Source organism: Proteus alimentorum (genome assembly GCF_002607735.1).
In the GTDB taxonomy this organism is placed as follows: Bacteria; Pseudomonadota; Gammaproteobacteria; order Enterobacterales; family Enterobacteriaceae; genus Proteus; species Proteus alimentorum.
The window spans coordinates 67,719-90,668 of sequence record NZ_NBVR01000036.1 but is presented as its reverse complement, the minus strand read 5'-3'; the positions used below and the strand labels follow the sequence as shown (position 1 = coordinate 90,668).

Sequence of the window (22,950 nt, the reverse complement as noted above, 5' to 3'; positions counted from 1 at the left end):
AATTAGGAAAGAATATGGCTAAAAAAGCACCCGCAGATCAACAAGCAATTAGGGAAAGCGCTGAGGTTCGATTTGCTCAAGAGTTAGAGCGTTTAACAAAAGCTGATGCTAATAACCCTAAGCCACAAGGATGGCTTCGTTCTCCTCGTGCTGTACGCCAATTTATTTTAGGTGATGATGCATTAGGCATCACACCTAAGTTTTTTGGCGATGATGCATTGGTTGATCGTGCCATTGTCACATTATTGGGTAAACAAGGTTTAATGCTGGTTGGTGAACCGGGTACAGCAAAATCAATGCTCTCAGAGCTTTTTGCTGCCGCCATCAGTGGTGATTCAGGATTAACTATCCAAGGTACTGCTGGCACAACAGAAGATCATATTAAGTATTCTTGGAACTATGCCTTACTATTAGCAGAAGGCCCAACAGAACGCGCGTTAGTGGGATCACCGCTTTATCAAGGTATGTTGCACGGCAAAATTGTTCGCTTTGAAGAGATAACCCGCTGCCCTCCTGAAATTCAGGATGTGTTGGTTTCCTTGATGTCAGAGAAACAATTGATGATCCCTGAAATGGGTGATGGTGCACGTATTAGTGCAAAACCGGGATTTAACCTTATCGGTACAGCCAACTTACGTGATCGCGGTGTTCATGAAATGTCAGCCGCATTAAAGCGCCGTTTTAACTTTGAAACGGTGAAACCTATTCGTGATCCTGCCTTTGAAATTAGCTTGATCCAATCACAGCTTGAGAATGAATTAGGCGCTTTAGCAAGTGAAGTCACGGTACCAACGGATGTGGTGGAATTACTGGTCACAACATTCCAAGAGTTACGTTCAGGTAATACGAAAGATGGTGGCAATATCAAAACACCTGATGCCGTTATGTCAACTGCAGAAGCCGTGAACATTGCTTATGCTTGTGCCTTAGAAGCGCATTATTTAGGTAATGGTGTGATGAATGCAGGTGCAATTGCCCGCCAATTAATCGGCGTTGTATTAAAAGACAATGCCGATGATATCAAGCGTATTCGTTATTACATGGACAACGTAGCCAGAGAGAGAGCACGAAATAGTAAAGAGTGGAAAGCTTTCTTTTATGCATCAAAAGAGTTTTGGCAATAAAACGCTAAGACTCGTGGCTACGCATTAAAATACGTTATTTATCTATTAAAGGCAGAGTTAACTCACTCTGCCTTTTCACCCAGAAAAGGGATCGACACGGTGACGCTACCTTCAATACCTTTGCCAGAAAGAATTGACCAAGCACGACTGAAATGGACGTCGTTACAGCAACAACATCTCTATTTTGCCCCTGTACGCCACCATAGCCCTGCTTGTGCTTATGCGGTTTTATCATTAATTGACTCTGTAAAACCTGATTATATTTTAATTGAAGGCCCAGATACCTTTAATTCACTTATTCCTAGCTTAACCGATAAAGATACCCTGCCTCCCGTTGCGATTATGGGACAAGCAGAGTATTTGCATAATGATGGAAACCAAGAAGAGCGTGAGAAATCACTACACTCGGCCTATTTTCCATTTTGTGAATACTCACCTGAATGGCAAGCTTTGCGGGGTGGCTTGCGCATCAATGCCGAAACACGTTTTATCGATTTACCTTGGGCTGCACAAGTTAATAACGAAGAGTATAGTGACTCACAAAGTCGTAGCTTACAAAAAGAACGTTATTTAGCACATAGCCAATTTATCGCGCAATTAGCCAAAAAATGCCACTGTCGTGATCATGATGATGTTTGGGAGCATCTTTTTGAATTACGTAGTATTGAAGCCTTAACAGATTGGCAAACACTGTTTAATGACACCTTTATTTGGTGCGCACTTGCACGCCTTGATTACGAACCAGAAGTGCTTGAATCTGAGGGATCTTCACAACGTGAAGCGCATATGCTCACTCATATTCAGGCAATCAAAAACCAAGAGCCGAATGCGAAGATTTTAATCGTCACGGGGGGATTTCATACCCTTGCGTTAATTGAAGGTCTAGCGCATTCACAATCTCAATCTTTCGCCATTTCTAGCACAGAACAAAAGCAATTCACTAAAATGCAAAAAATGGGTGAAAAAGAACAAGCTTGGCTTATTCGCTATAGTTTTGACAGATTAGATGCACTTAATGGCTATGCTTCAGGCATGCCTTCTCCCGCATTTTATCAACAAGTTTGGCAAAGTTTGATGCAACAACATCATGATAAGTTAGATCATAATGATGCTGCAAAACAGCCAACCCACTTTTATCGCAATAAAATGGGGATCGCTTTTCTAAGCTCTGTGGCTCAAGCAATCAGAGAGAAACAATTTGATAATCCGCCTAGTTATTTAGCGGTAAAACTCGCGGCTGAACAAAGTTTACGCCTTGCGTTATTAAGAGATCACGCAGGGACTGGTCGCTATGACTTGCTTGATGGTTTACAAAGTGCCTTTATTAAAGGCAGTTTAGATGATAGCCAAAGCGAATTATGGGCTGAAATTAAAACGTGTTTTTCTGGTTATCTCTTAGGTAAGATCCCATTAGGAACAGCAACACCCCCTTTAGTTAATGAAACCTATGAACGCGCTAGAGCGTTTCGGTTCAAACTTGATGATACCTTAGCAAAAACCACTAAATGTGATGTTTACCGTAACCCGCAACATCGCTTAAGAAGTCGCTTTTTACATTTATTGGCTTTCTTAGAGATCCATTTTGCACACCGTGTAAATGGCCCTGATTTCCTTTCTGGTCATCAATTAGATCTGCTATTTGAAGAGTGGCAATACGCTTGGACACCCAGTGTGGAAGGTGAGCTAATTTCATTATCAGAGAAAGGCTCTCAACTTGAAGCCATTGCCCTAAATAAGCTGATATCAATGGAAAAGCAGCTTGAAGAACAAGGGCAAAGCCGTTCAAGCCAGAGTGCAGTCACATTATTAATCCAAGCGGCATTAATTGGGCTCCACCAGCGCATACCCTCACTGTTTAAACTGTTAGATAGCTATATTCAGCAAGATTTTCGTCTTGAGTCACTCACTCAATGTGGACATAAGCTGATCCATTTATGGCGAGGTCGTCAATATCTTGATATTACTGATGAGCTGTCTCTTGAAAATCGCCTACATCAAGTAATTCCACAGGCTTTCTTTTGTTTAGAACAACTGGCTCAAGGTGATGAACAACAACAAGAAAGCAATCTACAAGCATTACTCTCTTTACGTGAATTAATTGAATTTATGCCATCACTCAATAATCAGCATGACTATAAAAGTGATTTCTATCAGCAACTCAATCGTCTTGATGGTCAATTAGATACAGTGCCTTTACTAAAAGGTGCAGTAGATGCATTACGTTATTTAGGTTCATATATTGACGAAAAAACGTTAGTCACCGCGCTAAACACGACCTTTAGCACAGGTAGTTCTCCCGAATATGCCATTGGTTATTTCGTCGGTCTGATGCGAACGGCACCCGAGCTCGTTATTCGCCTACCGTTATTAGTCGATCACTTAAATACTTTGTTGCAACAATGGGATGAAGAACGATTTATTCAGATCTTACCTGATCTGCGTTTTGCCTTTAGCCAACTTAATCCCAAGCAAAATGCAGAGCTTGCACAATATATTGCCAACGATATTGGTTTAGATACGCAAGCGTTGTCTTTATGGCAATCAGAATTTAGTGCGAAACAGATGCTTGAAGCCACTAAACTCAATCAAAAATTACAACAGCGAATAATGGAACAAGGCATGATTTCTTGGTTTGATGCTAAGAAAATAGAGAAAGGAGATACAACCTATGAGTCAGCATAATGACGATATGCCTGAAGAAGATAAAATAAAACAAGCAAAACGCTGGCGCCTAATTTTAGGTCAATATGCTGATGATGCTCTTGGGCAAGCGACTTTTAATGCTGATGATTTAAAAGTTGAACGCACACTCGACTTTCTCTATCGCCGAGAATATCAACGCCGAGGACTTCGCCAAGAACGAGGACGTCATGGATCACTCGATGCATCGCAACTTACTGCGGTGAACTGGCTAAATCAAGCGCGTAAACTATTTCCTAATAGCACATTTGAACGTATGCAATCACAAGCTATTGAACGTTATCAAATCAGTAGCTTTCTTAAAGATCCCAATACCTTAAAAGCGATGGAGCCAACAAAAGCGTTAGCTAAAACATTATTAAGCTTACGTGGACGAATGAGTGAAGAAACGCGGGATGCCGTAAAAACAATTATTCGTCAAGTTGTCGAAGATATCTTACGTCAAATTCGTAATAACTTTCGCCAATCACTGACGGGTCGTCGTAATCGTTTTAGACGCTCGTTAGTGCCAAATAGCCGCAACTTTGATTGGCGCGCAACCATCGCTGCAAACTTAAAACACTACGATACTCAAAACCGCCGTTTAGTGATTGAAACACCTTATTTTAACTCACGAATGCAACAGCATTTTCCGTGGGATGTCATTCTTTGTGTTGACCAAAGTGCGTCAATGTCTAGCTCAATTATGTATGCAGCTGTTTGCGCCAGTATTTTAGCCTCTTTACCTGCTGTTAATGTCTCTTTAGTGGTTTTTGATACCCAAGTTGTCGATTTATCGCATTTAGCAGACGATCCCGTCGAAGTTTTAATGACTGTACAATTAGGAGGCGGTACTGATATTGCGAGAGCCATGCAATACTGTGAAAGCTTAGTGAAAAATCCTAAACGTACCGTTATTTCACTGATTAGTGACTTTGAAGAAGGTGGCTCATTAAACCGCTTATTAGATTGCACACAGCGCCTTAATAGCCAACAAGTTAAATTATTAGGGCTTGCGGCACTTGATGATGAAGCTCAACCTGTTTATGACTCGGCTATTGCACAAAAACTCGCAGACAGAGGCATGCAAGTTGCAGCATTAACACCTGAACATTTCGCACAATGGTTGGCAGAGGTAATGCAATGAGTTGGCAAACTGTTTACTTCCATTACGATGAAGATGCGCTCACTGTATTTGCTAATGCAGGATTATTAAGACGCGCAAGAAAAGATGTTGATAACGAAAAAGTTTCTCTCACTGATACCAATACAGGGCAGTTCAGTAGTGACGGACAAAATGTTGTTTTACACGAAGCGGGGATCCAACAAGCCAGTTGTGATTGCTCTGCATCTGGTTGTTGTAAACATATTTTAGCCGCCATTTTATGGCTACAAGCCAATAATAGTGCTGATAATTCAAATGACGATAAGAGTAGTGAAACATCATCAGAAACCATTACAGAACCCGTCGAAATTGCCCCTCTGTTACCCACGCTATTTGCTCTTGATCCGGAAGCATTAATTAAAAAAGCAGGAAAACCAGCCTGCCGAGTGGCGATTAAATTAATTGAGCAATGGGAAACGACAACATTTAATTTAGAAGACACTGGGACACAGTTAAAAATTCAACTCCCTGATGTTGATGAGCCTGTTATTTTCTTACAAGGTAGTGGTTACGATGGCATGTTATCGCCTTTTTCTGACTCACAGAAAAAAGCATTCCACCTTGCTATTGTGGCTAAAATATTTGAACAACATGCTCAGCCATGGGGTTGGCCTGAAGATTTAATCATTGTGCAATCTTCAAAACGTCCTCTCAATGAAGAAGAGTCAGCGTTAATTACGACGGTTGAACAATTTATTTATGATTTATTGCGCCAAGGGCTATCACATATCAGCTTAAGCAGTGCCACACAGTTGCACTTATTGAATATGTCGGCTCGAGCTGAAGGTTTACCTCGTTTAGCATCCTATTTGCGGACATTAAGCACCCAAGTTAAGCTGTTGGCAGAAAGACATTTCACGATGGATGAAAGCAATGTTTTGCGCTTGTTGGCCCATATTTCAGCCTACTTATTTCAATTATCCAATGCGACACCTGAGCAGTTAAAAGTGTTACGAGGGCAACTACGTCGTCAATATGACGATAAAAAAGTGAGCCTCTCTCTTATCCCTGTTGGTGCAAATTGGTGGACGGCACAAAGTGGTGCATTAGGCGCAACCTTTACCTTTTGGGATAAAGAAGATAAACAGCTCTTACAAGCGACACAAGCACGCCCTAATCAACTTGATACTCTGTTTAATCGTTATAGTGTTTGGAATAGTTTATCGTTATGGAAACAAACATCCGATAAATTAATGCGTCGCCCTTTTTTATTACAAGAGCCTCGTATTTCTGATGAAGGAAAACTAGCAACGATTGGCGAAAGCTTTGCACAAAACCAAACTGATTTTCTTGATATTACGGATTACCAAAATCTACAAACTGAATTAGGGATCAACAATTGGCAAGCGTTGCCGGACTATTTTGCTAATCAACCTGAAGGATTTCTTTCTCCTCTCGTCTTACATATCAAAAGCTATAAGCCATTAATTTGGTATGAAATAGAGCAATGCGTTATTTGGGAGATTTCAGATAATCATGATAATTCAGCCTTCTTACGTCTTTATTGGGAAGGGACAATGCAAAATAATCTGGAAGAATTACGTTATCTCACTAAGCGAGAATTAGAAATAGTTGCAGTCACTGTGCAGCCTGTCCGACGTGATTTAAATATGGATTTATTGCCAACAACTATCTGGCTTAAAACGGCAAAAGGCATTGAACTATTTTATCTCGATTTTGACCAATTTCCACGTAAGAAAAAACAATCAGAGTTTATTAACCGTATTCAAGAATATATGGCTAAACGTAAGCAACAAACGGCAATGCATCACAGTGAACCGACGTTAGCACAAAAATTTTGCCGCCCTATTTTGTCAGTATTAGAAGCCCAAGCATGTACAGGAAGAGAATTACTTTCTGAAATGCAAAAAGAGCAGTTAGAAATAAGCAAGCATACTGCAGATGATTTAGGAATGACATTAATTGCCAACCAATTAGTGCGTTATTTGGCATTAACGACACGAGATCCACAAGCTTTATTACAGTTAATTTGGCTATGCGATAATCTGCAACAATTACAAAGTCCATTACCCATCCAACTTAATGAGTAATAAATAAGAAGTAGTAATAAGTAAAAAGCTATCTCTCTTTAATTAGTGAGATAGCTTATAAGATAAGAATAAATAGGCTTATGCTGGATTATCAATATCAACAAACGTCACATCGAAGTGATGTGTTTGAGCAAGCCATTCACCTAATGCTTTAATACCATAACGCTCTGTCGCATGGTGTCCCGCTGCAAAAAAGTGAACGCCCATTTCTCTTGCGATATGAATAGTTTGTTCCGAAACTTCACCTGTCACAAAGGCATCCACACCCTGCTCTGCTGCATCTTGAATAAAACCCTGTCCGCCGCCCGTACACCAAGCAATATTACGAATAGTTTCTGGTGCATTATCACCACAATGTAATACATTGCGTTGTAATGCTTTTTCTAACCGTGCTTTTAATTCAAAAGGCGTTAAAGGTAAATCAAACACACCTTTAGGCACTAACGGTAATATTTCACCTTCAACTTTAACGCCCATTTTTAACGCTAACTGAGCATTGTTACCTAAGATTGGGTGAGCATCTAATGGCAAGTGATAACCAAAAAGATTAATGTCATTACAAAGTAATGTTTTTAAGCGGTTACGTTTCATTGAGCGAATAACAACGGGCTCATTTTTCCAAAAGTAACCATGGTGTACTAAAATTGCATCAGCGTTTAATCGCACAGCTTCATCAAGTAATGCTTGGCTTGCCGTTACACCCGTTACTATTTTTTGAATATGAGGGCGTCCTTCGACTTGAAGTCCATTAGGTGCATAATCTTGAAAGTTCTCAATGCTTAACTTCTCATTAATCACTAATTCCAGATCAGTATTCTTCATTTCATTTATTTCCCTGTTATCACGAATGCCACTATTTATCTAACAATAAGATAAATAGCAATAGATTAATCGCCTTCGTTTAAATGACTCATTACTGTTTATTGTAACGTAAAAATTGAAGATTATTTGCAGATAAGAAAAAACAAGCAGGTAGCACCGGGAAAGTGCTTAAAGAGGGATAAAAATAACGCCTACTTTTGCAGGCGTTATCTTAATATTCTGTTATTTGTGGCTATTTAGTGCCACTTCTGATTTTGCCAGCCAAACGGGTTTATCACTTGTTTTAGACCATACACGGTGTATATAGCTGTAAAATTGTGCGCGTTTAGGATGAAAAATCATAACAGGAAATGCCACAACACCTAGCGCTACAGCACCAGTACGACGGGCTAAAACATGTTTTTTTGTATATTCGTTATAAGCTGGCATAGTGCTCTCCTGTATATACTCGTCATCCTTTAAGTTGCAGGGGTGTTGGCTACGCTCAGCTATCCGAATCACATACATGAGTATGCTCATCAGGATATCTTTGCTTGCCGCCTACCTGCAACTCGAATGACTTAGAGTATAGAGATTAATTTGATGACTGAAATTTTACCTCATTTGATGAAATTTTACTACTGATCAGACCACTTAATTTGTGCGAAAAATCACCTTTATTTTGCTTGATATGTAATTAAATTTCAGAATAAAAACAAAAATGAAACATAAATGTCATAATTATTAACAAAATAAGATCGGTATTTTTACTTAATTAAGTTCGCAATAAATAATCTTTGCTCTACATTATCAAAAAGGAAGAAAATCAAATCAGTGAGGAGATATGAGATATTCAAGAATGAGGTTTACTGCTAAACAAGATAAGGTTAGCAGTAAACGAAAAAGTTAGTGGAATTAGATATTAGCTAATTCTTTAAATAAATTAGGGTTTTTATGAATTGCAATAAGCACTTTCGCTGTAAGGCCTGTCGGATTACGTCTTTTCAATTCCCAACTTTTGACAGTATCTACACTTGTTCCTAACGCATGTGCAAATTCACTTTGTGAAACGTTAAGTTGCTCTCTAATCGCTTTTACATCAGTAACTTCAAAACGAGTCACCTTTGATGCCTTTTTATCGCCATTTTTAATTTCTACGGCTTCTTCTAAAGAGGCTTTTAAATCATTGAAGAAACTCATATCACATTTCGCCTTTAAGTCGCTTTGTTAGTTTTTTTAACTCAATCTTTTCTGAATTAGTTAAACTCATTTTTATTATTTTTGGATAGGCCATAACTAAATAAATAACTTCTTTAGTTGCTAAAAAATAAATAACCCTAGTACTCCCACTTTTACCTTTATTACCTACCGCCATTCTTATTTTGCGTAATCCACCTGTTCCTTGGATTATATCGCCTTTATCAGGCGTACCAATAAGTTCATTTTGAAATGCTCTAATTTCTTCATCGGTAGTCAATAGTTTGATTTGCTGGGTAAACATTGAGGTTTCAATAAATTCTATAGCATGACTCATTAAGTTCCCTTTCTAATTCGTCATTAATAAGTGTACAATGTACACCATGGAGATTCAAGATTAAATACGAGTTCTCATACTACAAAGAATTTTTTTGAAAAAAATCCCTCTATCAAAGAGGGAAATAATTTTAATTAAGATCTATCTATTTATTTCTTAACCGTTTTGCCTTTACCGCGTAGGGTTTCGGTTAATCCTTTAAGAAAATATCTTACTAGCTGGTCACCACAGTTTCGGTAGTTTTTATGTCCAGGCTTACGGAATACCGCACTGAGTTCTGGTTTAGAAACACGGAAGTCTGCAAGCTCATAAATCTTTAGAATATCCACATCTTTTAATTCAAAAGCGACACGCAATTTTTTTAAGATAATATTATTGGTTATACGCTTTTCAACTTCAGGTGCTGGAAAATTTTCATCTTTGCCTCGACGATAAAAAATAAGGCCATTTAAAAAATGCCCCATCGCATTATCGTCACACTCGACAAACTCAGGCTCATCGTCTTTTTTCAGCCAACTATTGACTAACTCTTTTGTGACTGTGAAATCAGCCAGTTTCATGATTTCAACAACATGCGCATCACTTAGATCCAGCATGTAACGTACACTTCGTAAAACAAAATTATTTTGCATTGTATTGATTATCCAATTTATTTTTAATTCTAAATCAACCTCAATGATGGATATCAATGCTGTGATCTAAAAATATTCAATAATTAAAAAAATACACTCTACTTTTAAGTAGAGTGTATTCTATATAAATAGTTTATTGCACTAACTTATTTGTTAGCAAAAACATTATTTACTATTTCAATGGCTTCTTTTTCAATTAATTCACGATGCTCGGGGCCACGGAAGCTTTCACAGTAAATCTTGTAGGCTTCTTCAGTACCAGAAGGACGAGCCGCAAACCAACCGTAATCGGTCATCACTTTTAAGCCACCAATAGATGCGCCATTGCCTGATGCATGTGTTAAACGTGCAGTAATGGGATCACCCGCTAAGGTGCTTGCAGTCACCATTTCTGGTGATAAACGTGATAACAACGCTTTTTGTTCATGAGTTGCTGATGCTTGAATACGGTTATAACTTGGTGAGCCAAAGCGTTGTGCTAATTCGTTGTAATGCTCTTGCGGATCTTTACCTGTTACTGCTTTCATTTCCGCAGCCAACAGACATAAAATGATACCGTCTTTATCAGTTGACCATGGTTTACCATTAAAGCGTAAGAAAGAAGCACCTGCACTCTCTTCACCACCAAAGCCAAACTCACCACTAAATAAGCCTTGAACAAACCATTTAAAACCGACAGGCACTTCAACCAGCTCACGACCTAAATCTGCTACAACACGGTCAATCATTGCACTTGAAACCAGTGTTTTACCCACTTTTACATCTTTCGCCCATTGTGGACGATGACGGAAAAGATAGTTAATCGCAGCCGCTAAATAGTGGTTTGGGTTCATTAAACCAGACGGTGTCACAATACCATGGCGATCGTAATCAGGATCGTTAGCAAAGGCTAAATCAAATTTATCACGTAGTTGTAATAAGCCTTCCATTGCCCATGGTGATGAGCAGTCCATACGAATAACACCATCGTGATCAAGTGTCATAAAACGGAATGTCTGATCAACTTGATCGTTAACTAATTCAAGATCAAGACCATAATACTCACCAATGCGTTTCCAGTACTCAATACCAGAACCACCTAATGGGTCAACACCCAATTTTAAGCCCGCTTTCTTAATTGCTTCCATATCAACAACGTCACCTAACGCTTTGACATAAGGCATAATTAAGTCTTGTGCTTGGATATAACCACTTGCTAATGCTTCATCATAAGAAAGACGTTTGAGCCCTGCTAAATTATTTTCAAGCAGTTCATTGGCACGTTTTTCAATAACTGAAGTTAAATCAGTATCAGCAGGTCCACCATTTGATGGATTATATTTAATACCGCCATCTTCAGGTGGATTATGAGATGGTGTGATCACGATACCATCAGCAATATCTTGATGTGCTTCGTTGTATGTCAAAATAGAAAAAGAGACTGCCGGTGTTGGTGTATAGCCATTATTTTCTTGAATAATCACTTTAACTTTATTGGCAGCAAGTACTTCTAAAACAGAAATAAATGCAGGCTCTGACAGTCCATGGGTATCTTTACCCACGTAACATGGTCCTGTTACTCCATTATTAGCACGTACTTCAGCAATAGCTTGTGCAATTGCCAAAATATGTGCTTCATTAAAGCTATGGCGATTTGCACTTCCGCGATGACCAGATGTACCAAATTTCACACGATGAGCGTTATTGCTAGCTTGTGGTTTAAGTGAATAATATTGAGACGTTAATTGCGCCACATTAATCAAATCACTTTGACGAGTATGCTGCCCTGCTCTTGGATGAATTGCCACAAATCTTCTCCTATTTGACATCACAATCACGCTTTAAACAAAAGCCTTTGCAATGCATCAATTAACAATAGTGGTTAGATAGTTCCACACACCTTATCAATCTCATTTGCAGGGAATTGCATATCCTGCATGATGCTTTGTACCATTGTTCTCTTACGCTCGGTATTCGAGTTAGTAATAACCCAAAACGGCGTGCCTGAAATATGGCGCGGTTTTGTATGACGTCCACTATTGAGTAATGTTTGTTCATCACCAGCAAAATAGATACGTGTTCGTCCATGTACTGTTTCAGCAGATTGAGTAAAAGTAGCGCTATCTAGGCTATATAACGTAGAAAGGATCTGTAAAAAGCGATCAACTGATTTTGTTTTTTCAGCATAACTGTCAGATAACAGCAATTCTCGCATTTCACGGATCGGATTTTTTGCTGGTGTTATAGCTGGTGTTATAGGTTCAGCTTCCTGTTTAATAACAGGTGCTTGTACTGACTCAGTGACAACGACTGGTTGTACGGGCTGTTTGGCATCAAGCTTCAGTAGACGCCTTAAAATATCTGAAGCGCTTTCACCGATATGTCTAGTTTCGCTAGCAATATAGCGGTAAAGTTCGTCATCAATTTCTATCTTTTTCATTGCTACCCAGTACTGTTTTCAAAAAAAAGTAATTAGGATTATAAGATATAATCTTTAAAAACAAAATAGGTAAAATTTCAATAACTTAAAGAGGATCTATTCAAGATCCTACCGTTTTAACGGCTAAGCTCGGTATTTATCCTATTGTTTATCTTGGTATCATCTTCTATTCTTTGAACTTATTCACACAAAATCAGTTGTAAACTCCGCTATATCACACCACCTCAGCCTCTAAATGATATAAAATTCCAATCATTTATTTTTGAGTAATGTCAAGATTTCAACTTTTTAAGTTAATTTGGAATATATAACCATATAATGTCATTTTTATGGTTTTTTATAAATTTCTCTTATCAATTATTTCTAAGCTTCATTACTCTTTCATATTATTACGATAAGTTGGCTTCGCATCTTGTGCGTGTCATCATAGAAGAAAATCGCAATTATTTTGGTCATTAATATGAAACTCAACACATTATTAAATTATCAATTACACCAACCTGAAGCGACACCTGCATCTCATTTACCTATCGTCTTGATCCATGGTCTCTTTGGTGATCTCAATAATTTAGGCGTTTTAGGTCGCGCGCTTCGTCAAGATAATACCGTGATACAAATTGATGTGCGTAACCATGGGCACTCTCCTCATAGCGAAAGTATGAATTATCAAGATATGGCGCAAGATGTGCTCGCATTGCTTGATAGTTTAACGATCACAAAAGCCATTATTATTGGGCACTCAATGGGAGGCAAAATTGCGATGGCGATGACAGCATTAGCCCCCGAACGTATCGCAAATATTGTTGTAATTGATATGTCACCTGTTGCTTATAACGTTCGCCGCCATGACAAAATTTTTGCTGCGCTTGAAGCCGTAACAGAAGCTCAAGTCACACGCCGTCAAGATGCGGTGGAAATCATGCGCCCTTTTATTAAAGAAGAAGGTGTGATCCAATTTTTACTCAAATCATTCAAAAATGGTGAATGGTTATTTAATTTACCGGCAATAAAAAATGCTTATTCAGACATTATTGGCTGGCAAGAGGTGCCTGCTTGGCATCACCCTGTATTATTTATTCGTGGCGGTTTATCACCTTATATTTTAGATGAGTATCGTGAAAATATCGCGCGTCAATTTCCTCTCGCGACCGCCTTTGTTGTCGCAAACACTGGACATTGGGTACATTCAGAAAAACCAGACACCGTTATTAAAGCCATTCGTCGCTTTTTAGAAAAAGCTTAGTCAATAGACTTAATGGGTTAAAATCACACCACTGAAAAATGATAATTTAATAGAATGTATAATTATTGTGCTTAAAAATAGCGTCTGTTGATAAAAAGACCAAATCACAATAGGTTAAACTCAGGAAGCAGTGGCGAGACATCACTATGTGGGGTATTATTGGGCGTTTCGCAATTTAGTCATTGGTATACGCCCTTTCACAGCAAAATTTATGGCAAAAGAACAAACTGATCGCACCACACTGGATTTGTTCGCAGATGAACGCAGACCTGGGCGACCTAAAACAAACCCGCTATCTCGGGATGAACAGCTTAGAATTAATAAACGCAATCAATTAAGACGTGATAGAGTTAATGGCTTACGTCGAGTTGAGTTAAAATTAAATGAGGATGCTGTGAATGCTCTCAATGAGTTGGCGACAGAAAGAAACGTCAGTCGCAGTGAACTTATTGAAGAAATATTACTAGAGCAATTGGCGCAAAATCACGCCTTAAAAATGCATCAAAACAAGAATAGCTAGCAGATAAACCACACAAATTCGACAGAATTAGCCTGCTATTTTCGTCAAAATACGTTTTTAGTTTTCTATTATGAAAACACAATGCTTATCTTTCACTAGTAATAGTTCAAACACAGACAAATAGAATAAAAGAGGTTATCTCACTTTATGGCAATCATAGGAATATTCTTCGGCAGTGATACAGGCAACACTGAAAATATTGCCAAAATGCTTCAAGAAAGACTGGGCGCTGATAATGCCGAAGTTCATGATATTGCAAAATCCAGTCAAGAAGACATCGAAGCGTTCGATATTCTGTTACTAGGTATTCCTACTTGGTATTATGGTGAAGCACAGTGTGATTGGGATGACTTTTTCCCAACACTAGAAGATATTGATTTTAATGGTAAGCTTGTTGCACTATTTGGTTGTGGTGACCAAGAGGATTACGCAGAATATTTCTGTGATGCAATGGGTACTATCCGCGATATTATTGAGCCTCGTGGTGCAGTTATCGTAGGACATTGGCCAACAGAAGGTTATCATTTCGAAGCCTCTAAAGGACTTGCAGATGATAATCATTTTATCGGTCTTGCGATTGATGAAGATCGCCAACCAGAATTAACCGAAGAGCGTGTTGACGCTTGGGTTGCTCAAATCAAAGAAGAAATGAGCCTAGACGAAATTCTGGGATAATATAAATACTCAATATTGAGAATGATAATTATTCAATGGTGTGCTAAGATAGTGTGATAGGTGGGGTGTTTATTTTTAAATATCATGCCTATAATCAATAAGGTTATTTATTCGCCCGAGTCTTAATGAATAAAACCTATTTGTGAGCACAAAAATTAAATTCACCATTAGCAACAGGATTAAATCCGCATGACCGACAATAATAAAGCGTTAAAAAATGCTGGGTTAAAAGTTACACTTCCTCGCTTAAAGATCTTGGAAGTGCTCCAGGATCCTGAGTGCCATCATGTCAGTGCTGAAGATCTCTACAAAAAACTCATCGATATTGGTGAAGAGATTGGTCTGGCAACAGTGTATCGCGTCTTAAACCAATTTGATGATGCAGGTATTGTTACCCGACATAATTTTGAAGGTGGCAAATCAGTATTTGAATTAACTCAACAGCACCATCATGACCATTTAATTTGTCTTGATTGTGGTAAAGTTATCGAGTTTACAGACGATGCAATTGAATTACGCCAAAGAAACATCGCTGAACGTCATGGTATCAAGCTTTCCAATCATAGCCTTTATTTATATGGCCACTGTGCTGAAGGTAATTGTAAAGAAGATAGCCACGCACATGATGAGAAATAATTCATTCTGGATAATCTCTCAGTAAAAAAAAGGAACTGTTCACAGTTCCTTTTTTATTGGCTCCCGCGATGAACCCCAATATTATCGTGTAATGACGTCACTTTAAAGATAACATAAGCTATATCAATTTACTTCGCCACACTAATACTGTGTTTGATATGTTTTAAATGCACCACAATAGTAAAAGTAACAATAACTAACAGTGACCAAGAACCCCATTTGCCTGCATGTACAGCAGACCAAGCCCCAATTTGGTTAGGATATTGCCAAACACCAAAGAAAGTACCAAAATTCTCAGCAAGCCAAATAAAGAAACCGATCAACACAAAAGCCAATAATAAGGGCATTTTTCGCTCTGTATCATAAGGCGTAAAATAAACCACACTACGTGCATAAAGGCCTAAAATAAAGGCTGTTAAGTACCATCGATAATCACCAATAAAGTGATGAGAAAAGAAATTAATATAAATCGCAAGAGCCACTAATGTTGCCAACCAATAAGGCGGATAGTTATTTATACGAACTTTTAAAAAACGCCATGCTTGAATTAAATAACTTCCTACCGCAGAATACATAAATCCTGTAAACAAAGGAACTTCCCACAATTTCGTGTAAGCAAAATCAGGGTATTTCCATGAACCAATTGCCGCTGATGTTTTAAATAACTCCATCACAAAACCAACAATGTGGAAAAAACAAATCGCTTTTAATTCATCCCATGTTTCTAACTTTCCCCACACCATCCATAATTGAAAAACGATAGCGAGAATAAGAAGCACATCATAACGAGGTATACCAAAGATGCCTTTGCTTGGTGTTGCAAATAAAATAAAGAAGAAAAATCCTGCAAATAAACAAGAACGCGCCTCTTTCACACCAAAAAAAAAGAAATTCAACAATAAATCGTTTTATACCTTTAAAAGACTTCAATGGTGGTTCTAATAAAAAATCATCCAATCGCTTTAACATGCTTCTTCCTGAAAGTTCGCATTATCGAATAGCCTTCAATGCAGAATAATAAATAAGGTGAGATAAAATGAATGGCAAGAAATTTGCCATAGAATAAAAAAACGTACAAGGATGAAAAGGACGAAAAAGAAAGGAATGAAAAATAAAGGTATTTACCCCCCACTACGATACCCACTCTGACTGCCTTTACTTAGGGTAAATACCTTACGCAAATTCTGCGAAATAACTGAAGCACAAGAGATAAACATAACCCACTCATATTTATCTCAGACGACATGACATGACGACTTTACTTCATTACTTTTACTACATACTGCGATTTTAAAACGACTCTTTACTACTTTTTACTTCTAATCATCTACTTCTTACTACTGCTGACAACTTCACTTAATTAACGAGGCTTATTTGTAAGGTACTTCTTAATTAGCTCATCCCTATCTTTCTACTGCTTATTTTTACTTATCGTAATCGTACTTAGTTTTTTTAGTTTGATTCAGGATAAAGTGCAATTAATACACTTTATCCTTATGCCAATATTAAAAAATAGTGAATGGCATTATCACGTTAAACTTAACGTCTTTTTCATCTTGGAAAATATTACCAAAACCACCTTCATAACTTGGAATATCGGAGTGGTTATCATAACGGGTATAGTGAAGCTTAAAGAGAGTGCCTTTAGCACGACCCTCTTGAACCGTATACATAATATCCGCATTCCATGCACTTTCTCTGATACGTTGACCTTGGTCATAAATGGCTTTACCACTTGGCTTAGCATCCCATGCGTAAACATAAGAAGTACCTACCGCCCAACCTGACAGATCCCAGTTTTTCAGATCATACATAACGCCAGCATAAAGTGCTTTTTCACCATTGGCGTTAAAGTCAGAACGACCATCCCACCAGACATCAAGACGACCATTAGATGTTGCCCAGCCCGGAGTCATACGTTGTAAGAAATAACCTTGATTACCTTCAGCTTTAACCCATGTTCCTTCTACTTTGAAGTCAAATACATTGTAGGTATAACCAAAAGTCAGTGCTTGTAACCATGCCAGCCCATCATAAACGTCATTAACGCCACCACCGGTAACTTTATCTTTAGCTCCATAAAATTGGTAAGACGTTCTTAATGCATTGTCAGCAATTGGGAAATCATAAGAAACTTTACCAAAATACTGATCGATATAACCATCGGCCTGACCAAATGCAGCTTCTAACACTAAGCTGTTTTTAAAATCATATTTGGCGCCGAAAGAGTGAAGATAGCTGATATTCGTTTCTAGATCAGCTTTACGGAAGTTGTACATATTCCGATACCATGGTGCTTTATATTCATCTGTCCACATATAGGAGAAAGACAATTCACCACTTTTATCAAAGTCGAAAACAGCACCCGCCTCAGCACCGCGGTAAGTTCCCGGTAAGAAGCTCCAGTGTGGACGCAATAAGCTTTGGCCTTTAGGTTGAATATACCCACCTTGAGCCCAGAAATTACCTAATTTGAATTTCGCAGCCGCTTTGTAAACGCTCATGCCACTGCGATCGCCAGTCCATTTTTCATCCCAGCGACTTTTTGCATCACTAAAACCGATTTCATTAGGTGCCGCAGGGCCACTGTTATTTAATTCAGCTGCACCAAAAGCAGCTAAATCAATACCAATAAAATCACCAAGGTAACCTGATGAGAAATCAAGATTAGCGTTGAAAGTAGAATGGTGTAAGTTAGCTTTGTATTTGCCGTAATCAGGGCTATTTGGTGTTAACTCTTTTCTATCACGGTCACGTTGCCAATAAAAAAGACCGCCAGTTAAGGTTGAGTCATCAATAAACCCTTCAGCATGAGACATTTTTGCAGGTAGTGCAGTTACAAGCAATGCGCCCATAACGGCAAGTGCCACCCTGCCTGGTTTAGCATGTTGCATAACCATAGCATTGTTTCCTCTTTGACTTTGACTAAAAAAGAAATAAGCACAATGCCTATTTCCAAATATAAAACCCCAAGTGGGGAAAAAACCTAAATTAGGTTAGGAACAGCATATTTTTCGCGACGCGAATTATCAACCCCAAAAAAAGAATTTTTATCAAAATATGATAAAGGGCACATAACTAAATGATCGTTTCATTTTCTTGCTTTTATAAGCATTGATTAAAAATCAATATAATCATTTGATTTAACTGTATTTTATAAAACAATCTTTAAATGATATAAAATTTCGTTTTTATAAAAAAGAATAATAAGTAGTATTTATAAATAATCTTTTTTAATGATGCAAAATATGTGGTATGAATCACACTTTTATTATTACAGTTTTATTTAGCGTGATGGTATGAAAAAACAAAAGAATAAAGCGATAGTGAATAAACTATTTCAAATGAAATAAATGAAAACTTGTCATCTAAAAAAGAAAAAATGAGAGACTAATCAAATTAAGAATGGTTAATATTTAACATCAATAGATGAAAAATCATATAAATTTAGGTGTAAAAAAGATAAAAAAATGCTCGATAAATAATTACCGAGCATTTGATTCATTAAAATACTAATGTGACTTAAAGCACGTCAGATTAACCTTGCTGAGAAATCTTCGCCCAAGTGTCACGTAAGCCCACAGTACGGTTAAACACAAGTTTATCCGTTGTTGAAAGCTTATCAGCACAGAAGTAGCCTTCACGCTCAAATTGGTACGCTTTTTCGATAGCAGCATCTTTTAAACTACGTTCAACAAAACCTTCGCGAATAACTAATGATTCAGGGTTAATTGTTGATAAGAAATCCTCTTCCGCAGCTGGGTTTGGTACGCTAAACAGACGGTCATAAAGACGGATCTCAGCAGGAATAGCATGTGGAATGCTTACCCAGTGAATAACGCCTTTTACTTTACGTCCATCAGCAGGATCTTTATTTAAAGTCTCTGCATCATAGGTACAGTAAATGGTCGTAATTTCGCCTTTATCGTCTTTTTCGACACGTTCTGCTTTAATCACATAAGCATTACGTAAACGTACTTCTTTACCTAGCACTAGACGTTTATATTGACGGTTTGCTTCTTCTTTAAAGTCAGCGCGATCAATATAGATCTCACGGCTAAATGGCACTTCACGCGTTCCCATTTCTGGTTTGTTCGGGTGATTGGGTGCAACAAGAATTTCTTCGCCTTCTGGCATATTTTCAATCACTAAACGAACGGGATCGATAACTGCCATTGCGCGTGGTGCATTTTCATTTAAGTCATCACGAATACAAGATTCCAAAGCAGCCATTTCGACGTTGTTTTCTTGTTTCGTCACACCAATACGTAGACAGAATTCACGAATAGACTCTGCAGTATAACCACGACGACGTAAGCCTGAAATCGTTGGCATACGAGGATCATCCCAACCATTCACAATGTTTTCTGTCACAAGCTGATTCAGCTTACGTTTTGACATCACTGTGTATTCAAGGTTAAGACGTGAGAATTCATATTGACGAGGATGGCAAGGGATAGTGATATTATCCAGCACCCAATCATATAAACGGCGGTTATCTTGGAATTCTAAAGTACATAAAGAATGCGTGATATTTTCCAGTGCATCAGAGATACAGTGGGTAAAATCATACATTGGATAAATGCACCATTTATTTCCAGTTTGGTGGTGTTCAGCAAATTTAATACGATAAAGCACAGGATCACGCATAACAATAAACGGTGATGCCATATCAATTTTCGCACGTAAACACGCTTTACCTTCTTCAAAGCCACCAGCACGCATTTTTTCAAATAGTGCTAAGTTCTCTTCTACGCTACGTGAGCGATAAGGGCTATTTTTACCTGGCTCTTTTAATGTACCGCGGTATTCACGAATTTCTTCAGCGCTTAACTCATCAACATAAGCTAAGCCTTTATTAATCAGCTCAATCGCATATTGATAAAGTTGATCAAAATAATCTGAGGAGTAATGAATGCTACCTTCCCATTGGAAACCTAACCACTGAACATCTTTTTGAATTGAGTTGATGTACTCAATATCTTCTTTTACTGGATTGGTATCATCAAAACGTAGATTACATTTTCCCTGATAATCTTTAGCAATACCAAAATTCAGGCAAATTGATTTCGCATGGCCGATATGAAGATAGCCATTAGGTTCAGGTGGGAAACGCGTTTGAACGCTATAATGTTTCCCGGTAGCCAGATCTTCGTCAATAATTTGACGAATAAAGTTCGTTGGGCGGGCATCTGCCTCATTCATGGTCATTTTTTCCTCAAAGCAAAACGCATAATTAACCCACTATAATCCAATAAGCAGGTTTCATAAATACCTTAGCTAAATACACCCCTGAGATATTTATCAAAATAGAGATAAAAAAACGGGAAGTTCGAAAGACTCCCCGTTTTATCGTCTTATTTAACCATCTCTTTATAGAGGATTAAATATCTATATAGAATTTATTTTAACACGTTGTAGATAACCGTTTTATTTCCGACCACAACACCTGCAACTTGTTCAGCAATCTTATCAAAATCATCGATATTGCTAACAATGACAGGGCTTATCATCGATTTGGCATTCGCGTTCAGATATTCAAGATCTAATTCTAAGATAGGTTGACCAACTTTAACGTCCGCACCTTCTTCAACTAAACGCTTGAAGCCTTTGCCGCCTAATGCAACGGTATCAATTCCCATATGCACGATGATTTCAACGCCATTGTCAGTCTCAATACAAAATGCATGGTTTGTATCAAAAATCTTAACAACAGTACCTGTCGCAGGCGCCATCACGATATTAGAGGTTGGTTTGATTGCCACACCATCACCAACAACACCACTAGAGAACGCTTCATCAGGCACATCTTTCAATGCCACCACTTCACCATCAAAAGGTGCAATCATTTCAAGTAACACTTTTGCATTGGCGTTAGCTTGTTTTACGGGTGCTTTTTCAGTAGAAACTGTTGAAGCAGAAGCACCTTCATAAGCCGGCACAGGACCTTGTGTTAATACATCGCGCATAGCGTTAGCGACTAATTCAGCACGCGTACCTACAATCACTTGAACGCTTTGTTTGTTTAAGCGAATAACACCTGATGCACCAAGGCGTTTTGCATAGGCATCATTAACAACCGAGGCATCTTTTACATTTAAACGTAAACGGGTAATACAAGCATCAATACCAGTTAAATTATCAGAACCACCAATAGCCGCGATATATTGACGCGCTTCTTGCTGGATACCTTCTTTGCTATTTACGGGCGTTGTGGTGATATCTTCATTATAGCCATCTGCCGTTTCATCTCCAGAAGCTTCATCTTCACGACCGGGTGTTTTCAGGTTGAATTTAGTGATAGTGAAACGGAAAATACCATAATAAATAAAGAAGAAAACAATACCTTGGACAATCAGCATGTACCAATGCACAGCCAGTGGGTTACGGGATGATAAGAACATATCCACTAAGCCGGCACTAAAGCCAAATCCTGAAATCCACTCCATGCTTGCCGCAATATAAACAGAGATTGCCATTAAAAATGCGTGAATAACGTAAAGCACGGGTGCCACGAACATAAATGAGAATTCAAGTGGTTCAGTGATACCCGTGAAGAATGCTGCAAAAGCACCTGCCATCATAATACCAGCCACTTTTGCTTTATTTTCTTTACGTGCACAGTGATAAATCGCCAGTGCTGCACCCGGCAAACCAAACATCATGACTGGGAAGAAACCGGCTTGATAACGGCCTGTTACACCCACTGTTGCTAAGCCAGAATCGATTGCTTGCTGACCTGCTAAGAAGTTAGGAATATCGTTAATACCAGCAACGTCAAACCAGAATACTGAGTTCAGCGCATGATGCAGACCAACTGGAATTAATAGACGGTTAAAGAATGCATAAATACCTGCACCCAATGCCCCCATATCTTTAATACTTTCACCAAAGCTGACTAACCCGCCATAAATTACAGGCCAGATATACATCAGAATAAAGGCGACGATGATCATGAGGAATGACGCTAAAATAGGGACTAAACGTCGACCACTAAAGAAAGAGAGTGCGAGAGGCAGTTCTACTTGGCTAAAGCGGTTATAAAGTTCAGCTGAAAGCACACCAACTAAGATCCCCACAAACTGGTTTTCTATTTTACTAAATGCGACAGGCACCTCTGCTAACGGGATACCTTTAATCATTGAAACCGCAGCCGGTGAACACAGTGTTGTAACAACTAAAAAGCTCACAAACCCGGTTAAAGCAGCAGCGCCGTCTTTGTCTTTCGACATACCATAAGCAACACCAATGGCAAACAAGACTGACATATTGTCGATGATAGCAGCACCAGATTTGATAAGTAAGGCAGCAAGCGCGTTATCGCCACCCCAGCCTACTGGGTCAATCCAGTAGCCAATCCCCATCAGAATTGCTGCTGCAGGTAATGTAGCAACAGGCACCATCAGCGCCCGCCCTATCTTCTGCAGATAACTTAAAATATTCACAAACTCCCCCTTGGATAGTCCCTATG

The 22,950-nt window shown here is 38.5% G+C and carries 18 protein-coding genes and 1 pseudogene; 8 read left to right on the top strand and 11 right to left on the bottom strand.

Translation table 11 applies throughout. From position 1 onward, the window contains the following. Nucleotides 1-14: 14 nt before the first annotated feature. From B6258_RS14865 to B6258_RS14850, 4 genes are all read left to right on the top strand, one after another. The gene (locus B6258_RS14865) at nt 15-1,124 is read left to right on the top strand and encodes an ATP-binding protein (protein ID WP_099075910.1); all 1,110 of its coding nucleotides are present in this window, start codon (nt 15-17) and stop codon (nt 1,122-1,124) included. A gap of 99 nt (nt 1,125-1,223) precedes the next feature. Continuing rightward, entirely contained in the window at nt 1,224-3,806 is a 2,583-nt protein-coding gene (locus B6258_RS14860; RefSeq protein ID WP_099075909.1) for a DUF5682 family protein, read from the top strand. Next, nucleotides 3,793-4,950: a VWA domain-containing protein gene (locus B6258_RS14855; RefSeq protein ID WP_099075908.1), complete on the top strand. Its 1,158-nt coding sequence runs from the start codon at nt 3,793-3,795 to the stop codon at nt 4,948-4,950. Before B6258_RS14860 ends, B6258_RS14855 begins: the two co-directional genes overlap by 14 nt. After that, entirely contained in the window at nt 4,947-7,019 is a 2,073-nt protein-coding gene (locus tag B6258_RS14850; protein ID WP_099075907.1) for an SWIM zinc finger family protein, read from the top strand. The genes B6258_RS14855 and B6258_RS14850 overlap by 4 nt, the downstream gene beginning before the upstream one ends. Nucleotides 7,020-7,097: 78 nt before the next feature. Here B6258_RS14850 and B6258_RS14845 read toward each other — a convergent pair whose 3' ends face one another. The 7 genes from B6258_RS14845 to seqA all read right to left on the bottom strand — a co-directional run bounded on the left by B6258_RS14845 (nt 7,098) and on the right by seqA (nt 12,405). Then, the gene (locus tag B6258_RS14845; protein ID WP_099075906.1) at nt 7,098-7,841 is read right to left on the bottom strand and encodes a type 2 GTP cyclohydrolase I; all 744 of its coding nucleotides are present in this window, start codon (nt 7,839-7,841) and stop codon (nt 7,098-7,100) included. A gap of 222 nt (nt 7,842-8,063) precedes the next feature. Further along, nucleotides 8,064-8,270: a YbfA family protein gene (locus B6258_RS14840; protein ID WP_036912074.1), complete on the bottom strand. Its 207-nt coding sequence runs from the start codon at nt 8,268-8,270 to the stop codon at nt 8,064-8,066. 465 nt (nt 8,271-8,735) lie between these two features. Next, the gene (gene nadS / locus B6258_RS14835; RefSeq protein ID WP_099075905.1) at nt 8,736-9,020 is read right to left on the bottom strand and encodes a NadS family protein; all 285 of its coding nucleotides are present in this window, start codon (nt 9,018-9,020) and stop codon (nt 8,736-8,738) included. A 1-nt stretch (nt 9,021) separates the two neighbouring features. Further along, entirely contained in the window at nt 9,022-9,354 is a 333-nt protein-coding gene (locus tag B6258_RS14830; protein WP_099075904.1) for a type II toxin-antitoxin system RelE/ParE family toxin, read from the bottom strand. Between the two features lie 149 nt (nt 9,355-9,503). Continuing rightward, complete coding sequence (locus B6258_RS14825) at nt 9,504-9,986, bottom strand: YehS family protein (protein ID WP_098943871.1); 483 nt, start codon at nt 9,984-9,986, stop codon at nt 9,504-9,506. A gap of 146 nt (nt 9,987-10,132) precedes the next feature. Further along, on the bottom strand, nt 10,133-11,773 hold the full coding sequence (gene pgm, locus B6258_RS14820) for a phosphoglucomutase (alpha-D-glucose-1,6-bisphosphate-dependent) (protein WP_099075903.1): 1,641 nt from the start codon (nt 11,771-11,773) through the stop codon (nt 10,133-10,135). A 74-nt stretch (nt 11,774-11,847) separates the two neighbouring features. Then, complete coding sequence (gene seqA, locus B6258_RS14815) at nt 11,848-12,405, bottom strand: replication initiation negative regulator SeqA (RefSeq protein ID WP_099075902.1); 558 nt, start codon at nt 12,403-12,405, stop codon at nt 11,848-11,850. 460 nt (nt 12,406-12,865) lie between these two features. Between seqA and ybfF the strand changes: the two genes are divergently transcribed. From ybfF to fur, 4 genes are all read left to right on the top strand, one after another. Beyond that, entirely contained in the window at nt 12,866-13,648 is a 783-nt protein-coding gene (gene ybfF / locus B6258_RS14810; protein WP_099075901.1) for an esterase, read from the top strand. A 211-nt stretch (nt 13,649-13,859) separates the two neighbouring features. Continuing rightward, entirely contained in the window at nt 13,860-14,168 is a 309-nt protein-coding gene (gene ybfE, locus B6258_RS14805; protein WP_036912278.1) for a LexA regulated protein, read from the top strand. A 147-nt stretch (nt 14,169-14,315) separates the two neighbouring features. Beyond that, nucleotides 14,316-14,843, top strand: coding sequence for a flavodoxin FldA (gene fldA, locus B6258_RS14800; RefSeq protein WP_004244384.1), 528 nt, complete (start codon nt 14,316-14,318; stop codon nt 14,841-14,843). Between the two features lie 189 nt (nt 14,844-15,032). After that, nucleotides 15,033-15,479, top strand: coding sequence for a ferric iron uptake transcriptional regulator (gene fur, locus B6258_RS14795; RefSeq protein ID WP_023581171.1), 447 nt, complete (start codon nt 15,033-15,035; stop codon nt 15,477-15,479). 128 nt (nt 15,480-15,607) lie between these two features. On the opposite strand, the pseudogene B6258_RS14790 reads toward fur, so the two are convergent. From B6258_RS14790 to nagE, 4 genes and pseudogenes are all read right to left on the bottom strand, one after another. Beyond that, nucleotides 15,608-16,448 (bottom strand): annotated as a pseudogene (locus B6258_RS14790) (DUF817 domain-containing protein). Between the two features lie 536 nt (nt 16,449-16,984). Further along, nucleotides 16,985-18,379: a chitoporin ChiP gene (chiP, locus tag B6258_RS14785; protein WP_099075900.1), complete on the bottom strand. Its 1,395-nt coding sequence runs from the start codon at nt 18,377-18,379 to the stop codon at nt 16,985-16,987. 637 nt (nt 18,380-19,016) lie between these two features. Beyond that, on the bottom strand, nt 19,017-20,684 hold the full coding sequence (glnS, locus tag B6258_RS14780; RefSeq protein ID WP_099075899.1) for a glutamine--tRNA ligase: 1,668 nt from the start codon (nt 20,682-20,684) through the stop codon (nt 19,017-19,019). Between the two features lie 197 nt (nt 20,685-20,881). Beyond that, nucleotides 20,882-22,924, bottom strand: a complete 2,043-nt coding sequence (nagE, locus tag B6258_RS14775; protein WP_099075898.1) for an N-acetylglucosamine-specific PTS transporter subunit IIBC — start codon at nt 22,922-22,924, stop codon at nt 20,882-20,884. Nucleotides 22,925-22,950: the final 26 nt, after the last annotated feature.